This is a genomic window from Enterobacter sp. I4, from assembly GCF_022669095.1.
Lineage (GTDB): Bacteria > Pseudomonadota > Gammaproteobacteria > Enterobacterales > Enterobacteriaceae > Enterobacter > Enterobacter pasteurii.
This window is the reverse complement of the sequence record NZ_JALBUO010000001.1, coordinates 2112079-2128555: the sequence shown is the minus strand read 5'-3', so window position 1 is coordinate 2128555 and position 16477 is coordinate 2112079. Positions and strand designations below refer to the sequence as shown.

10 protein-coding genes are annotated in these 16477 nt (G+C 57.4%); 8 read left to right on the top strand and 2 right to left on the bottom strand.

All coding sequences use genetic code 11. The features are described 5' to 3' along the window. Positions 1-11: 11 nt before the first annotated feature. Positions 12-3059 carry a formate dehydrogenase-N subunit alpha gene (gene fdnG / locus MOQ06_RS10140; RefSeq protein ID WP_193355170.1) on the bottom strand — a complete coding sequence of 1016 codons (3048 nt, stop codon included), beginning with the start codon at positions 3057-3059 and terminating at the stop codon, positions 12-14. A gap of 220 nt (positions 3060-3279) precedes the next feature. Between fdnG and yddG the strand changes: the two genes are divergently transcribed. Then, positions 3280-4158 (top strand): aromatic amino acid DMT transporter YddG, encoded by an 879-nt coding sequence (yddG, locus tag MOQ06_RS10135; protein WP_242172691.1) that lies wholly within the window; start codon positions 3280-3282, stop codon positions 4156-4158. A 626-nt stretch (positions 4159-4784) separates the two neighbouring features. Beyond that, complete coding sequence (ompC, locus tag MOQ06_RS10130) at positions 4785-5858, top strand: porin OmpC (protein WP_242172687.1); 1074 nt, start codon at positions 4785-4787, stop codon at positions 5856-5858. 46 nt (positions 5859-5904) lie between these two features. Here the strand turns inward: ompC and MOQ06_RS10125 are convergent, their stop codons facing one another. Then, on the bottom strand, positions 5905-7392 hold the full coding sequence (locus MOQ06_RS10125) for an MFS transporter (protein ID WP_242172685.1): 1488 nt from the start codon (positions 7390-7392) through the stop codon (positions 5905-5907). Positions 7393-7508: 116 nt separating this feature from the next. Between MOQ06_RS10125 and MOQ06_RS10120 the strand changes: the two genes are divergently transcribed. The 6 genes from MOQ06_RS10120 to narI all read left to right on the top strand — a co-directional run bounded on the left by MOQ06_RS10120 (position 7509) and on the right by narI (position 16400). Next, a complete protein-coding gene (locus MOQ06_RS10120) occupies positions 7509-8084 on the top strand; it encodes a TetR family transcriptional regulator (RefSeq protein WP_242172683.1) in 576 nt (191 codons plus the stop codon). Positions 8085-8294: 210 nt separating this feature from the next. Then, positions 8295-9680, top strand: a complete 1386-nt coding sequence (locus tag MOQ06_RS10115) for a NarK family nitrate/nitrite MFS transporter (protein ID WP_242172681.1) — start codon at positions 8295-8297, stop codon at positions 9678-9680. Between the two features lie 66 nt (positions 9681-9746). Then, on the top strand, positions 9747-13487 hold the full coding sequence (locus MOQ06_RS10110; RefSeq protein ID WP_176610266.1) for a nitrate reductase subunit alpha: 3741 nt from the start codon (positions 9747-9749) through the stop codon (positions 13485-13487). Next, positions 13484-15028, top strand: a complete 1545-nt coding sequence (gene narH, locus MOQ06_RS10105; protein WP_193355176.1) for a nitrate reductase subunit beta — start codon at positions 13484-13486, stop codon at positions 15026-15028. Before MOQ06_RS10110 ends, narH begins: the two co-directional genes overlap by 4 nt. Continuing rightward, on the top strand, positions 15028-15723 hold the full coding sequence (gene narW / locus MOQ06_RS10100; protein ID WP_242172679.1) for a nitrate reductase molybdenum cofactor assembly chaperone: 696 nt from the start codon (positions 15028-15030) through the stop codon (positions 15721-15723). The genes narH and narW overlap by 1 nt, the downstream gene beginning before the upstream one ends. Further along, positions 15720-16400, top strand: a complete 681-nt coding sequence (gene narI / locus MOQ06_RS10095; protein ID WP_148419791.1) for a respiratory nitrate reductase subunit gamma — start codon at positions 15720-15722, stop codon at positions 16398-16400. Before narW ends, narI begins: the two co-directional genes overlap by 4 nt. Positions 16401-16477: the final 77 nt, after the last annotated feature.

Below are 16477 nucleotides of genomic sequence, written 5' to 3'. Positions count from 1 at the left end.
TTAATCGCTCCTTACGCTTTCTCGATGTTGACCAGAAACGCTTTGTACTCCGGCGTTTGCGAGTTGGAATCGCCGACGTTTGGCGTCAGGGTATTGGCGATATAGCCTTTCTGCGCCACGCCCTCAAAGCCCCAGTGCAGCGGAATACCGACCGTTTCCACCTGCTGACCGTGAACGTTCAGGGACTGCAAACGACGGGTAACCACCGCGACGGCACGAATAAAGCCGCGCTTGCTGCTCACCTTCACGCGATCGCCATTGGCGATCCCTTTCGCTTTCGCCAGCGTTTCGCTGATCTCCACGAACTGTTCCGGCTGCGCGATGGCGTTGAGCCGCGCGTGCTTGGTCCAGGTGTGGAAATGCTCGGTCAGGCGGTAGGTCGTTCCGACATACGGGAACTTGTCCTTTTTGCCCAGGCGCAGCACGTCGTCTTCATAGATGCGCACCACCGGACTCGACACCACGTTCGGGTGCAGCGGGTTGGTGCCGAGCGGCGTTTCCATCGGCTCGTAGTGTTCCGGGAACGGCCCTTCCGCCAGCTTGTCGATGGCGAACAGGCGTCCCAGCCCTTCCGGCTGCATGATAAACGGCCCGGTGTTGCTGCCGGGTGCGGCGGTGTTGAAGTCCGGGATATCGTTACCCGTCCACTTCGTGCCGTTCCACTCGATCAGCATGCGCTTCGGATCCCACGGCTTGCCGTTCACGTCTGCGGATGCACGGTTGTACAGCACGCGACGGTTCAGCGGCCACGCCCATGCCCAGCCCAGCGTGTTGCCCAGGCCTGACGGATCGGCGTTATCGCGGTTCGCCATCTGGTTACCCTGCTCCGTCCAGCTGCCGGTGTAGATCCAGCAGGAAGAGGCGGTGGTACCATCGTCGCGCAGCAGCGCAAAGCTGTTCAGCAGCTGGCCTTTCTTCGCCACCAGGTTGCCGCTGGCGTCGTACAGATCCGCCAGCGCCACGCCGTTATTCTCTTTGGCCACCTCTTCGGACTCGGGACGATCCGGCTGCTTATAGTTCCAGCTCATCTTCAGCAGCGGTTCAGCGCCCTTACCGCCTTCGGTGCGGTACAGCTCGCGCAGGCGATGGTAAATGCCGGCCAGAATTTCACCGTCATTACGCGCCTCGCCCGGCGCATCCTGGCCTTTCCAGTGCCACTGAAGCCAGCGGCCAGAGTTAGCGATGGAGCCATCTTCTTCCGCAAAGCAGGTGGACGGCAGGCGGAACACTTCGGTCTGAATCGCTGCCGGATCGACATCGTTTGATTCACCGTGGTTCTGCCAGAAGGTAGACGTTTCGGTGACCAGCGGATCGATAACCACCATGTACTTCAGCTTGCTCAGGCTGCGGACGACTTTGTTTTTATCCGGGAATGAGGCTACCGGGTTAAAGCCCTGGCAGATATAGCCGGTGACGTCGCCCTTATCCATCATGTTGAAATACTTGATGACGTCGTATGCCTGATCCCATTTCGGCAACCACTCAAAGCCCCAGTCATTCTCTTTCTGCGCCGCGTCGCCGTAGAAAGATTTCATCAGGCTCACGGCAAACTTCGGATAGTTACTCCAGTAGTTCACCTGGTCCGGTCGCGTTGCTTTTGGCGTGTTGGCGTCAAGCCAGCTTTGCCAGTCGCTCTGCTTTTCGGACGGCAGCGTCAGGTAGCCTGGCAGGCTGGTGGACAGCAGGCCGAGGTCGGTTAAGCCCTGAATGTTGGAGTGGCCGCGCAACGCGTTCACGCCGCCGCCGGCCATCCCCATGTTGCCGAGCAGCAGCTGGATCATTGCCATGGTGCGGATGTTCTGCGCGCCGACGGTGTGCTGCGTCCAGCCCAGCGCGTACAGGAACGTGGTGGTTCTGTCGGCGGCACTGGTGGAGGCCAGAACTTCACACACTTTCAGGAAGTCCGCTTTTGGCGTACCGCAAATATTCTCCACCACGTCCGGCGTATAGCGGGAAACGTGCTGTTTCAGCAGATTCCACACGCAGCGCGGATCGGTCAGGGTATCGTCCCGTTTCGCGTAGCCGTTTTCGTCGAACTGATAGTTCCAGGAAGATTTATCGTACTGACGCTTCTCTGCGTCATAGCCGCTGAACAGGCCATCTTCAAAGGCAAAATCTTCCCGCACCAGCAGGCCGGCGTTGGTGTAATGCTTAACGTATTCCGCGTTAATCTTGTTGTTTTCGATCAGGTACAACAGCACGCCGGAGAGGAACGTAATGTCCGTACCGGAGCGGATCGGCGCATAAATATCGGCCACCGATGCCGTACGCGTAAAGCGCGGATCGACGACGATCAGCGTCGCATCGTTGTTGTTTTTCGCTTCCATCGCCCAGCGGAAGCCCACCGGATGGGCTTCTGCGGCGTTACCGCCCATCACCACCACGACGTTTGCGTTTTTGATATCAACCCAGTGGTTGGTCATCGCACCGCGACCAAATGTTGGAGCAAGACTTGCTACCGTTGGTCCGTGTCAGACGCGCGCCTGGTTATCAACCGCCAGCATGCCGAGGGAGCGCACAAATTTTTGCGTCAGCATGCCGGTTTCATTACTCGCCGCAGACGCGCACAGCATCCCGGTGGAGGTCCAGCGGTTAACCGTGACGCCCTGCTCGTTCTTTTCAATAAAGTTGGCGTCCCGGTCCGCTTTCATCAGTTTTGCGATACGGGAGAATGCGTCGTCCCAGGAGATGCGCTGCCACTTGTCGGAACCCGGCGCACGGTACTCGGGATAGCGCAGGCGGTTTTCACTGTGAACGTAGTCCAGCAGCCCCGCCCCTTTCGGGCAAAGCGCCCCGCGGCTCACCGGATGATCCGGATCCCCTTCAATATGATAAATCGCTTCTTTGGCGTTCTTCGCGCCATCACCCAGGCTATACATCAATAGCCCACAACCCACGGAGCAGTATGTGCAGGTGTTACGGATCTCTTTCGCACGCAGCAGTTTATAGTTGCGTGCCTGAGCCAGCGCCATTTTGGGAGCGAATCCCAGCATAGCGGCTGTTGTTCCGGCCATACCGCCCGCGCAGATTTTAAAGAATTGTCTGCGGCTGACGTCCATTGCTGTCCTCGTTATCTGATAAGACTTCGCGCCGCAAACTAACAGCAAAGCCCCTGTTTTTTTTGCGTCAAATCAAGGTCGTCAAAGTTCGCCCCCTTAATAGTCACCGCCGGTACGTTTTTTTAACCCTTATGGGTTAACCGGGTCTGAGAAAATTCGCCAGAAGAAGCGGATAGATGCTATAAGTTTTCCCTTTGATTTTTATGGGACTGGCTGGGTAATGGACAGAAAAAGAGCAACGCTGATTGGTCTGGCGGCCATACTGCTGTGGAGCACGATGGTAGGACTTATCCGCAGCGTAAGTGAGGGGCTAGGCCCGGTGGGCGGCGCGGCGATGATCTACACCGTCAGCGGATTACTGTGCCTGGTGACGGTGGGCTTTCCGGATCTGCGGCGTTTTTCCACGCGCTATCTCATTGCGGGCAGCGTCCTGTTTGTCAGCTATGAGATGTGCCTTGCCCTGTCGCTGGGCTATGCCGCGACGCGCTCGCAGGCCATTGAGGTGGGCATGGTCAACTACCTCTGGCCGAGCCTGACGATCGTGTTCGCCATTCTGTTCAACGGGCAAAAATCCAGCCTGTGGGTGGTGCCTGGGCTTCTCGTCTCGCTGTTGGGCGTGTGCTGGGTTTTAGGCGGCGAAAGCGGCCTGCACCTGGATGACATTATGCGCAACGTCGTCTCCAGCCCGCTAAGCTACGGGCTGGCGTTTGCAGGCGCCTTTATCTGGGCCGCCTACTGCACCGTCACCAGCAAGTACGCGAAGGGGCAAAACGGCATCACCCTTTTCGTCCTGCTGACCGCCTTAAGCCTGTGGGTCAAATATGCCTTAAGCGATCAGCCTGACATGGCGTTCAGCGTACCGGTGGTGGTGAAGCTGTTAATGTGCGGCGTTGCCCTCGGCTTCGGCTATGCGGCCTGGAATATAGGCATTCTTCACGGGAACGTGACGATGCTTGCGGCAGTATCTTATTTTACGCCGGTACTTTCCGCCGCGCTCGCGGCTATTTTGCTCAGCTCTCCCCTTTCATTCTCGTTCTGGCAGGGCGCACTGCTGGTTTGCGCCGGTTCACTGCTGTGCTGGTACGCCACACGTAAATAACCCTGCACGCTTTTGCCGGGTACGCGCGTTGCCCGGCAGAAAATTAACAATAATTTAAAATGTGATCACACATCAGAATATTATTCATAACATTAGAGCGCGCAGGACATTCTGTTTATAGTGCTAAAACTTAACCGTATTCTGGCGCTAAATTGACATAAACTGACAACGCGCGAAATTAATGCAGACTTAATATTTGCCCCCTAAATAGCACAATGTGCAATAGTTTATTTCTGGGTGTTTCTTATGAAAATTAAGCAACCACTTAAGCAACCCCTCATAACCATCTGTTTTTACGATAGAAAACCATCAGAAATATTTATTTCCGCTCGCCTGTTTAACTCGCCAACGTAAAAAACATAAACGCTCAAAAACTATTTGGGCGCATATTATCCTGATTAGTTAATAATCACTTTATGTATATTTATTCATCGAATCAGGCGATTCGACGGCAATTTTTCAGATCATGATCACACTAATTGAAATTATCTTTAATATTTTGAAACTTATTATTGAAACCAGACTACGGAATTTCAAAAATAGTCTGCCATTGACGATCTGCCTCGTTTAAAAATCGTCCAGTTGGCTTAGGAAACACCTAAATAAAATTATAAGGATTATTTAAGATGAAACTTAAATTAGTTGCAGTGGCAGTCACTTCCATGTTGGCAGCAAGCGTTGTTAACGCAGCTGAAGTTTTTAACAAAGACGGTAACAAACTGGACCTGTACGGCAAAGTTACGGGTCTGCACTATTTCTCTGATGATACGGATAACGACGGCGACAAAACTTACGTTCGTCTGGGTTTCAAAGGTGAAACGCAGATTAACGACCAGATGACCGGTTACGGCCAGTGGGAGTATGAGTTCAAGGGCAACCGCTCTGAAGATCAGGGTGCCGACGGCAACAAAACCCGTCTGGCATTTGCTGGCCTGAAATTCAACGAGTTTGGTTCTTTCGACTACGGTCGTAACTACGGCGTTGCTTACGACATCGGCGCATGGACTGACGTTCTGCCAGAATTCGGTGGCGATACCTGGACCCAGGCCGATGGCTTCATGACCAGCCGTACTACCGGCGTTGCCACCTACCGTAACACCGACTTCTTCGGTCTGGTTGACGGCCTGAACGTTGCTGCCCAGTACCAGGGTAAAAACGACCGTAAAGACATCACCGAATCTAACGGTGACGGCTGGGGTCTGTCCTCTACCTATGAGTTCGACGGTTTCGCGGCGGGCGCAACTTACGCAAAATCTGACCGTACCAATGATCAGGTTAATGCTGCAAGCGACCTGAACGCAGGCGGTGAAAACGCGGAAGTCTGGGCTGCCGGCCTGAAGTACGATGCGAACAACATCTACCTGGCAACCACCTACTCTGAAACCCGCAACATGACCGCGTTCGGTAACGGCCACATCGCCAACAAAGCGCAGAACTTCGAAGTTGTTGCTCAGTATCAGTTCGACTTCGGCCTGCGTCCGTCCATCGCTTACCTGAAATCCAAAGGTAAAGACATCGGCTCTTACGGCGACCAGGACCTGGTTGAATACGTTGACGTTGGCGCGAGCTACTACTTCAACAAAAACATGTCTACCTACGTTGATTACAAAATCAACCTGCTCGACGACAGCAAGTTCACCAGCGATGCAAAAATTGCAACCGACAACATCGTGGCTGTAGGTCTGACCTACCAGTTCTAAGATACGTTAGTGCAGAAAGGCCAGCCCTCGCGGCTGGCCTTTTTTATTACTGCTGCGGCGCTTTCGCCAGGCTAAACCAGATCCCCACCGCCAGAACCAGCAGCATACCTCCCGCACTGCCTAACGCCACGCTGTGCGAGGTGATAAACGCGGATTTCGCCGCCGACATCACCGACTCGGCCAGTGCAGGCGTCAGATCCTGCGCGACGCTCATCGCTTCACCGATCGACGACGACGCTTTCTCGCCAAGCGACGCGTTCAGCCCCTGCGGCAGCGCAATCGACGCCGAGAAGCTGCGGGTCAGCAGCAGTCCGAAAATGGCAATTCCCAGACCCGCGCCCAGCTCATAGGACATGGTTTCGATCGCCCCTGCGGCAGCGGCCTTCTCTTTCGGCGCCGCGGCCATGATCGCAGAGGTGGATGCCAGCAGCGCGCTGGCGGCACTGAAGCCCAGCAGCACCATCAGGCTCCACGCCTGCCACTGCTGCGTGCTGAAGTCGAGCATCGACAGGCCGATAAAGCTGACCGCGCTGAGGCCCATGCCCCCGGCCGCGACGATGCGCAGCCCCAGGCGACCGACCAGCACCCCGGCGATAGGCCCGCTAAATCCACTCGCCACCATCACCGGCAGCATAAACATCCCCGCTTCGAACGGCGTAAAGCCATGAACGAACTGCAGCTCCTGCGCCATCAGCAGCTCAAAGCCCACCAGCGCGATCATGGCGGTCATCGCCATCACCACGCCGCTTAAAATAATGCGGTGGCAAAACAGGCGCATGTCGATCATCGGCACGCGCGCCCGCAGCTGAATGCGGACGAAGATAAACAGCATCCCCCCCCCGGTGAGTAAGGTACCGAGCACCAGCCACGGAGACAGCACGCCTTTCAGCGCGGTTTTGGCGCTATACACCAGCAGCAAAATGGCCACAATCAGCATGATGGCGTGGCTGATATTGAGCGGCTGTTCAGGCCGTCCCTGCTGAGCTGGCACGAACCGCGCAGCGAGCGAGACCACGACCAGCACGATCGGCACGTTAATCAGGAATACCGATCCCCAGTAAAAATGCTCCAGCAGCATACCGCCAATCAGCGGGCCAAACGCCGCCCCGCCCGAGCCGACGGCGGCCCAGACGCCAAGAGCGATATTACGATGCCGCGCGTCGATAAACAGCGTGCGGATCCCGGCAAGCGTGGCCGGAATGATCATCGCCGCGCCAATAGCCAGCGACGCGCGGGCAGCAATTAGCCAGCCCGCCGACGGTGCAAAGGCCGCCGCCAGAGACGACAGGCCAAACAGCGTGCTGCCGATCATCAGCAGGCGCTTAAAGCCTATGCGATCGCCCAGCGCGCCCATCGGCAGCACCATTCCCGCCATGACCAGCGAATAAATATCAATAATCCACAGCAATTCATTGCCGCTGGCCCCCAGCGTCATGCTCAATGTCGGTGCGGCCACGTGCAGCACCGTCGCGTCAATCGCCACCGGGATATACACCAGCACGATAATCACCAACGCTAACCACTGACGAAACATAAATTTCCTTATCAGATAAAAACTGGACACATGTCCAGATTGCGATCCTACGTAAAGTTGAACACTTGTCCAGCTTTTTGTTACACTCGTTTCGTTCCCATTGAGAGTGAGAAATTATGCGTTATCTGAGCAAGGACGAGCGTCGGGAAGAGATCTTACAGGCCGCGATGCGCGTGGCGCTGACCGAAGGACTGGCCGCGATGACCGTTCGCCGCATCGCCACCGAAGCGGGCGTAGCCACCGGGCAGGTTCATCACCATTTTGCTTCGGCTGGCGAGCTAAAATCGCTGGCGTTTGTCCGCCTGATCCGCGATTTGCTGGATGCTGAAGTGGTGGGTGAAAATGCCAGCTGGCGGGAGCGGCTGCATGCCATGCTCGGCAGCGATGATGGCGGTTTTGAGCCCTACATTCGCCTGTGGCGTGAGGCGCAAATTCTTGCCAGCCGGGATAATGACGTCAAAGGCGCTTACGTGCTGACCATGGAAATGTGGCATCAGGAGACGGTCGCGATTATTCGTGACGGCGCGCAGGCTAATGCCTTTACCCTTAATGACCTGCCGGAAAATATTGCATGGCGTTTAATCGGCCTGGTATGCGGGCTGGACGGAATTTACGTCCTAAATATGCCCGAAATGGACGATGCGGCATTTAATAAGCATCTGGATAAACTGATCTCCCTCGAATTGTTTTAATACTCCCATTGGGGTATTAATTCCCTCCAAAAGTTACAATTAGTAACACATAATGCGAACCCTGATTCCCTTTCCAAACTCAGGGATTCGCTTTTTTATCTATCCTTTCAGATGTATCCCATAACATCCAATAATTTTCACAAGCAGCCAACAGGCATCCTTCTGTTTTTACTTGTTTTTTCTCTCCATTTGGTTAAGCAAGAGGGCGATATGTCACATCAAAGTGAGAAGAGTAATCAACATTTGTTGAGTAACTGGAAACCGGAAAACGCGCAATTTTGGGAGAATAAAGGGAAACATATCGCTCAAAGAAATCTATGGATTTCTGTGGCTTGTTTGTTGCTGGCGTTTTGCGTGTGGATGTTATTTAGCGCTATTGCGGTAAATCTTAATAAAGTAGGATTTAATTTCAGCACCGACCAGCTTTTTATGCTAACGGCGCTACCTTCTCTCTCCGGCGCAATATTGCGTGTCCCCTACTCTTTTATGGTGCCGATATTTGGCGGGCGGTACTGGACCGTGTTAAGTACCGTTATCCTCGTCGTGCCCTGCGTCTGGCTGGGGATCGCCATTCAAAACACCGCTACCCCATACTGGGTCTTTATCATCATTGCGCTGCTGTGCGGTTTTGCCGGTGCCAACTTCGCTTCCAGCATGGGTAATATCAGCTTCTTCTTCCCGAAGGCCAGGCAGGGCAGCGCGCTGGGCATTAACGGCGGGCTGGGCAATCTGGGCGTCAGCGTGATGCAGCTGGTCGCGCCGCTGGTGATTTTCCTGCCGATGTTCACCTTCCTCGGCGTACACGGCGTACCACAGGAGGACGGCTCGACAATGTGGCTGGCTAACGCGGCCTGGATCTGGGCGCCGCTGCTGATTCTGGCCACGCTTGCCGCCTTCTTCGGCATGAACGATATCGCCAGCTCGAAAGCGTCTATTGCCAGCCAGCTTCCGGTGCTTAAGCGTTTTCACCTCTGGCTGCTGAGCCTGCTTTATCTCGCCACCTTCGGCTCGTTCATCGGTTTCTCGGCGGGCTTTGCCATGCTGTCGAAGACCCAGTTCCCGGACGTAAATATCCTGCACCTCGCCTTCTTCGGCCCGCTGATTGGTGCCCTGGCGCGTTCTGCGGGTGGGATGATCTCGGACAAACTGGGCGGCGTGCGGGTGACGCTTTTCAACTTTGTCTTTATGGCCGTCTTTAGCGCCCTGATTTTCCTGACGCTTCCCGGCTCGGGTTCAGGCAGCTTTATCGCGTTCTATCTGGTCTTTATGGGTCTGTTCCTTACCGCCGGTCTCGGCAGCGGGTCGACCTTCCAGATGATCGCGATTATTTTCCGCCAAATCACCATCGACCGGGTGAAAAAGCAGGGCGGCACCGACGAGCAGGCGCAGCATGAGGCGGTGACCGAAACCGCCGCCGCGCTGGGCTTTATCTCTGCCATCGGTGCGGTCGGCGGCTTCTTTATTCCTAAAGCCTTTGGCACGTCGCTGGCGATGACCGGCTCGCCGGTGGGCGCCATGAAGGTATTCCTCGTGTTTTACATCGTCTGCGTGTTCGTCACCTGGCTGGTGTATGGCCGCAAATCCTCACAAAAATAATAACTATATCTTCGCCGGAGCGTGCGCCACGCCCTCCGGCAATGCTATCGAAGCAGGAGAAATGTCATGAGCAAACTGTTGGACCGCTTCCGTTACTTCAAAACAAAAGGCGACAGTTTCGCCGATGGGCACGGGCAGGTGTATCACACCAACCGCGACTGGGAGGACAGCTACCGTCAGCGCTGGCAGTTCGACAAAATTGTGCGCTCCACCCACGGCGTTAACTGTACCGGCTCCTGTAGCTGGAAAATCTACGTTAAAAACGGCCTGGTGACCTGGGAAACCCAGCAGACCGACTATCCGCGTACCCGCCCTGACCTGCCTAACCATGAGCCGCGCGGCTGCCCGCGTGGCGCGAGCTACTCGTGGTATCTGTACAGCGCCAACCGTCTTAAATACCCGCTGGTGCGCCGCAGGCTAATTGAGCTCTGGCGCGAGGCGCTGGCACAGCATAGCGATCCGGTGCTGGCCTGGGATGCCATCCAGAACGATCCGCAAAAGGCGCAGAGCTACAGGCAGGCGCGCGGGCGCGGGGGGTTTATCCGCTCGAACTGGAAAGAGCTGAACCAGCTGATCGCCGCCGCCAACGTCTGGACCATCAAGCACTATGGCCCGGACCGCGTGGCCGGCTTCTCGCCTATCCCGGCGATGTCGATGGTCTCTTACGCCGCCGGCACGCGCTACCTCTCCCTGATCGGCGGCACCTGCCTCAGCTTCTACGACTGGTACTGTGACCTGCCGCCCGCGTCGCCGATGACATGGGGCGAACAGACCGACGTGCCGGAATCCGCCGACTGGTATAACTCAAGCTACATCATCGCCTGGGGCTCAAACGTGCCGCAGACGCGTACCCCGGATGCCCACTTCTTCACCGAGGTGCGTTACAAAGGCACCAAGACCGTCGCCATCACCCCGGACTTCTCGGAAGTGGCAAAGCTGAGCGACCAGTGGCTGGCACCAAAACAGGGTACCGACAGCGCGCTCGCCATGGCGATGGGCCATGTGATCCTCAAAGAGTTCCACCTTGATAACCCAAGCGACTACTTCCTCAACTACTGCCGCCGCTATACCGATATGCCAATGCTGGTGCTGCTCGACGAGCAGGCAGACGGTCGCGTGGTGCCGGGCCGCATGCTGCGCGCGTCGGATCTGGCCGAGGGGCTGGGAGAAGCCAACAATCCGGAGTGGAAAACCGTTGCCTTTGACGTCGCCGGGAATCTGGTGGTGCCGAACGGCTCCATTGGCTTCCGCTGGGGCGAAAAAGGCAAATGGAACCTGGAATCGCTTGCCGCGGGTCAGGAAACCGAACTGACCCTTTCGCTGCTCATCACCCACGACAGCGTGGCCGACGTCGCCTTCCCGTACTTTGGCGGCAACGAGAACCCGCATTTTCGCAGCGTGAAGCAGGAACCGGTGCTGACGCGCCGCGTGCCGAGTAAAACCCTCACGCTCGCCGACGGCAGCGAGAAACGCGTGGTCAGCGTTTACGATCTGGTGCTGGCGAACTACGGCCTCGATCGCGGCCTCGAAGACGGTAACGCGGCAACGAGCTACGCCGAGGTTAAAGCCTACACTCCAGCCTGGGGCGAGCAGATTACCGGCGTACCCGCATACCTCATCGAAAAAATCGCCCGCGAGTTTGCCGACACCGCGCATAAAACCCACGGCCGTTCGATGATCATCCTCGGTGCAGGTGTGAACCACTGGTACCACATGGACATGAACTACCGCGGGATGATCAACATGCTGGTCTTCTGCGGCTGCGTCGGGCAGAGCGGCGGCGGCTGGTCGCACTATGTCGGGCAGGAAAAGCTGCGTCCGCAAACCGGCTGGCTGCCGCTGGCCTTCGCGCTGGACTGGAACCGCCCGCCGCGCCAGATGAACAGCACCTCGTACTTCTATAATCACGCCAGCCAGTGGCGCTATGAGAAGCTGACCGCGCAGGAGCTGCTCTCACCGCTGGCGGATGCGTCGAAATTCACCGGCCACCTGATTGATTTTAACGTTCGCGCCGAGCGCATGGGCTGGCTCCCGTCCGCGCCTCAGCTCAACCTTAACCCGCTGCACGTGAAGGCGCGCGCCGATGCCGCCGGGATGTCGCCGCAGGATTACACCGTTCAGGCGTTAAAATCGGGCGATATCCGCTTCGCCTGCGAACAGCCCGACAACGGCAAGAACCACCCGCGCAACCTGTTCGTCTGGCGCTCTAACCTGCTCGGCTCGTCCGGTAAAGGCCATGAGTACATGCTGAAATATCTGCTCGGCACCGAGAGCGGTATTCAGGGTGAAGATTTAGGCTCAACGGACGACGTGAAGCCTGAGGAAGTGGAGTGGCAGACCGCCGCCATCGAGGGCAAGCTCGACCTGCTGGTGACGCTCGATTTCCGCATGTCCAGCACCTGCCTGTTCTCCGACATCGTGCTGCCGACCGCCACCTGGTATGAAAAAGACGACATGAACACCTCGGACATGCATCCGTTTATTCATCCGCTTTCCGCCGCCGTTGATCCGGCGTGGGAGTCCCGCAGCGACTGGGAGATCTACAAGGGCATCGCCAAAGTCTTCTCCGAGGTCTGCGTCGGCCACCTGGGGACCGAAACCGACGTGGTGCTACAGCCGCTACAGCACGACTCGCCGGGGGAACTGTCGCAGCCGTTCGATATTCTCGACTGGCGCAAAGGCGAATGCGATTTGATCCCCGGCAAAACCGCGCCAACCATTGCGGTCGTCGAGCGCAACTACCCGGAAACCTACGAGCGCTTTACGGCGCTTGGGCCGCTGCTGGACAAGCTCGGTAACGGCGGGAAAGGCATTTCCTGGAACACCCAGAAGGAGGTCGATTTCCTCGGCAAGCTCAATTACGTCAAGCTCGACGGCCCGGCGAAAGGCCGTCCGCGCATTGAAACCGCCATTGACGCTTCTGAGGTGATCCTCGCCCTCGCGCCGGAAACCAACGGTCAGGTAGCGGTAAAAGCGTGGGAAGCGCTGGGCGAAATGACCGGGCGCGATCACACCCATCTTGCGCTGAACAAGGAAGACGAGAAAATTCGCTTCCGCGACATCCAGGCGCAGCCGCGTAAAATTATCTCCAGCCCGACGTGGTCCGGCCTTGAGAGCGAGCACGTGTCGTATAACGCGGGCTATACCAACGTTCACGAGCTGATCCCGTGGCGCACGATTTCGGGCCGCCAGCAGCTGTATCAGGATCACGCCTGGATGCGCGCCTTCGGGGAGAGCCTGGTGGCCTATCGTCCGCCGATTGACACCCGCAGCGTCACCCATATGCGCGAGATCCCGCCGAACGGCTTCCCGGAAAAAGCGCTGAACTTCCTTACGCCGCACCAGAAATGGGGCATTCACTCCACCTACAGCGAAAACCTGCTGATGCAGACCCTGTCGCGCGGGGGGCCAATCGTCTGGATCAGCGAAACCGATGCCCGCGAGCTGGGCATTGAAGACAACGACTGGATCGAAGCCTTCAACGCCAACGGCGCCCTCACCGCCCGCGCGGTGGTCAGCCAGCGCGTGCCGCCGGGTATGACCATGATGTACCACGCCCAGGAGCGCATTCTGAACATTCCGGGCTCGGAAGTGACCGGACGGCGCGGCGGGATCCACAACTCGGTAACCCGCGTCTGCCCGAAACCGACCCACATGATTGGCGGCTACGCGCAGCTGGCGTACGGCTTCAACTATTACGGCACCGTCGGCTCGAACCGCGACGAGTTCATCATGATCCGCAAAATGAAAAACATTAACTGGCTGGACGGCGAAGGTCGGGATCAGGTACAGGAGGCGAAAAAATGAAAATACGCTCACAGGTTGGCATGGTACTGAATCTCGATAAATGCATCGGCTGCCACACCTGCTCGGTCACCTGCAAGAACGTCTGGACCGGGCGCGAAGGGATGGAATACGCGTGGTTTAACAACGTGGAGACCAAACCGGGCATCGGCTATCCCAAAAACTGGGAAGATCAGGAAGAGTGGCAAGGAGGCTGGATCCGCGGCATTCACGGCAAGCTGACGCCGCGCCTCGGCGGCAAAATGGGGGTGCTGTCGAAAATATTTTCTAACCCGGTCCTGCCGCAGATTGATGATTATTATGAACCTTTTACCTTTGATTATCAGGATCTGCACCGCGCCCCGGAGGGGGATCACCTCCCTACCGCCCGCCCCCGCTCGCTGATTGACGGCAAGCGAATGGACAAGATCGTCTGGGGTCCAAACTGGGAGGAGCTGCTGGGCGGCGAGTTCGAAAAACGCGCCCGCGACCGCAACTTCCAGAAGATCCAGAAAGAGATGTACGGCCAGTTCGAAAACACCTTCATGATGTACCTGCCGCGCCTGTGCGAGCACTGCCTGAACCCGAGCTGCGTCGCCACCTGCCCGAGCGGTGCGATATACAAGCGCGAAGAGGACGGCATTGTGCTGATTGACCAGGACAAATGCCGCGGCTGGCGTCTGTGCATCAGCGGCTGCCCGTACAAGAAAATCTACTTCAACTGGAAAAGCGGCAAATCAGAAAAATGCATCTTCTGCTATCCGCGCATCGAGTCCGGCCAGCCGACCGTGTGCTCGGAAACCTGCGTCGGGCGCATCCGCTATCTCGGCGTGCTTCTGTATGACGCTGACCGTATAGAAGAAGCGGCCAGCACCGAGCATGAAACCGATCTGTACGAGCGCCAGTGCGACGTTTTCCTCAACCCGAACGATCCGGCGGTGATTGAAGAAGCGCTGAAGCAGGGCATTCCGCAAAACGTAATCGACGCCGCCCAGCGCTCTCCGGTCTACAAGATGGCGATGGACTGGAAGCTCGCCCTGCCGCTGCACCCGGAATACCGCACCCTGCCGATGGTCTGGTACGTGCCGCCCCTGTCGCCGATTCAGTCTTACGCGGACGCGGGCGGCCTGCCCCAGAGCGACGGCGTTCTGCCTGCGGTTGAAAGCCTGCGCATTCCGGTGCAGTACCTGGCGAACATGCTCAGCGCCGGCGATACCGGCCCGGTGCTGCGCGCCCTGAAGCGCATGATGGCGATGCGCCACTACAAGCGCTCCCAGACCGTAGAAGGCGTGACCGATACCCGCGCCATCGAAGAGGTGGGCCTGACCGAAGCGCAGGTCGAGGAGATGTATCGCTATCTGGCCATTGCCAACTACGAAGACCGCTTCGTGATCCCGACCAGCCACCGTGAAATGGCGCGCGACGCCTTCCCGGAGAAAAATGGCTGCGGCTTCACCTTTGGCGACGGCTGCCACGGCTCCGACACCAAATTCAACCTCTTCAACAGCAGCCGCATCGACGCGATCAACATCACCGAGGTGCGCGAACATGGGGAGGGTGAGTAATGCAGATCCTCAAAATCATCGCGCTGCTGATTGAGTATCCCGATGAGCTGCTGTGGGAAAACCGCGAAGAAGCGCTATCCCTGATAGACCAGGACGCGCCCATGCTGCTGCCGTTTGCGCAGCAGCACCTGAGCGCCCCGCTGCTGGATAAGCAGGTCGAGTGGTGTGAAGTGTTTGAACGCGGCCGCGCGACCTCGCTGCTGCTGTTCGAGCATGTTCACGCCGAGTCCCGCGATCGCGGTCAGGCAATGGTCGATCTCATGGGGCAGTATGAGAAAGCCGGGCTGGAGCTGGACTGCCGCGAGCTGCCGGACTACCTGCCCCTCTACCTGGAGTATCTCAGCCTGGTCAGCGACGATGAGGCGCGTGAAGGGCTGCAAAACGTCGCGCCGATCCTGGCGCTGATTGGTGGGCGCCTCAAGCAGCGCGACGTCGCGCATTACCAGCTGTTTGACGCCCTGCTGGCGCTGGCGGGAACGCGGCTTTCCAGCGACAGCGTGGCAAAACAGGTGTCCGGTGAAAAACGGGATGATACCCGTCAGGCGCTGGACGCCGTATGGGAAGAGGAACAGGTGAAGTTTATCGAAGACAACGCGACATCGTGCGACAGCTCGCCGATGCAGCAATATCAACGACGCTTTAGCCAGGACGTTGCGCCGCAGTACGTAGACGTCAGCGCCGGAGGCCCAAAATGACACATTACCTGAACGTGTTTTTCTACGACATTTATCCGTACATCTGCGCCACCGTGTTTTTCCTCGGCAGCTGGCTGCGCTACGATTACGGGCAATACACATGGCGCGCCTCATCGAGCCAGATGCTCAGCAAGCGCGGAATGAACTGGGCCTCAAACCTGTTTCACGTCGGGATTCTGGGGATCTTTTTCGGGCACCTGTTCGGCATGTTAACCCCGCACTGGATGTACGCCTGGTTTTTACCGATCGCCGTTAAGCAGCAGCTGGCGATGGTGCTCGGTGGCGTTTGCGGAATATTGACGCTGGTAGGCGGCGCGATGCTGCTCTATCGCCGCCTGTTTAACCAGCGGGTGCGCGCCACCTCGACCACGCCGGATATCATTATTATGAGCATCCTGTTATTCCAGTGCATCCTTGGCCTGAGCACGATCCCCTTCTCTGCCCGCTACCCGGACGGCAGCGAGATGATGAAGCTGGTTGGCTGGGCGCAGGGTATCGTCACCTTCCGCGGCGGCTCTTCGGAGATGCTGAACGGGGTGGACTTTATCTTCCGCGTTCACCTGGTGCTGGGGATGACGATCTTCCTGCTCTTCCCGTTCACCCGTCTGGTACACGTGTGGAGCGCGCCGTTTGAGTATTTTACCCGCCGGTATCAGGTGGTGAGATCGCGCCGCTGAGCACCTCGGCTGGCGAGATAAAAGCAGAACGGCAACCCTGGTTGCCGTTTTTTATGCTTTCGCCCTCAGCGCGCGGT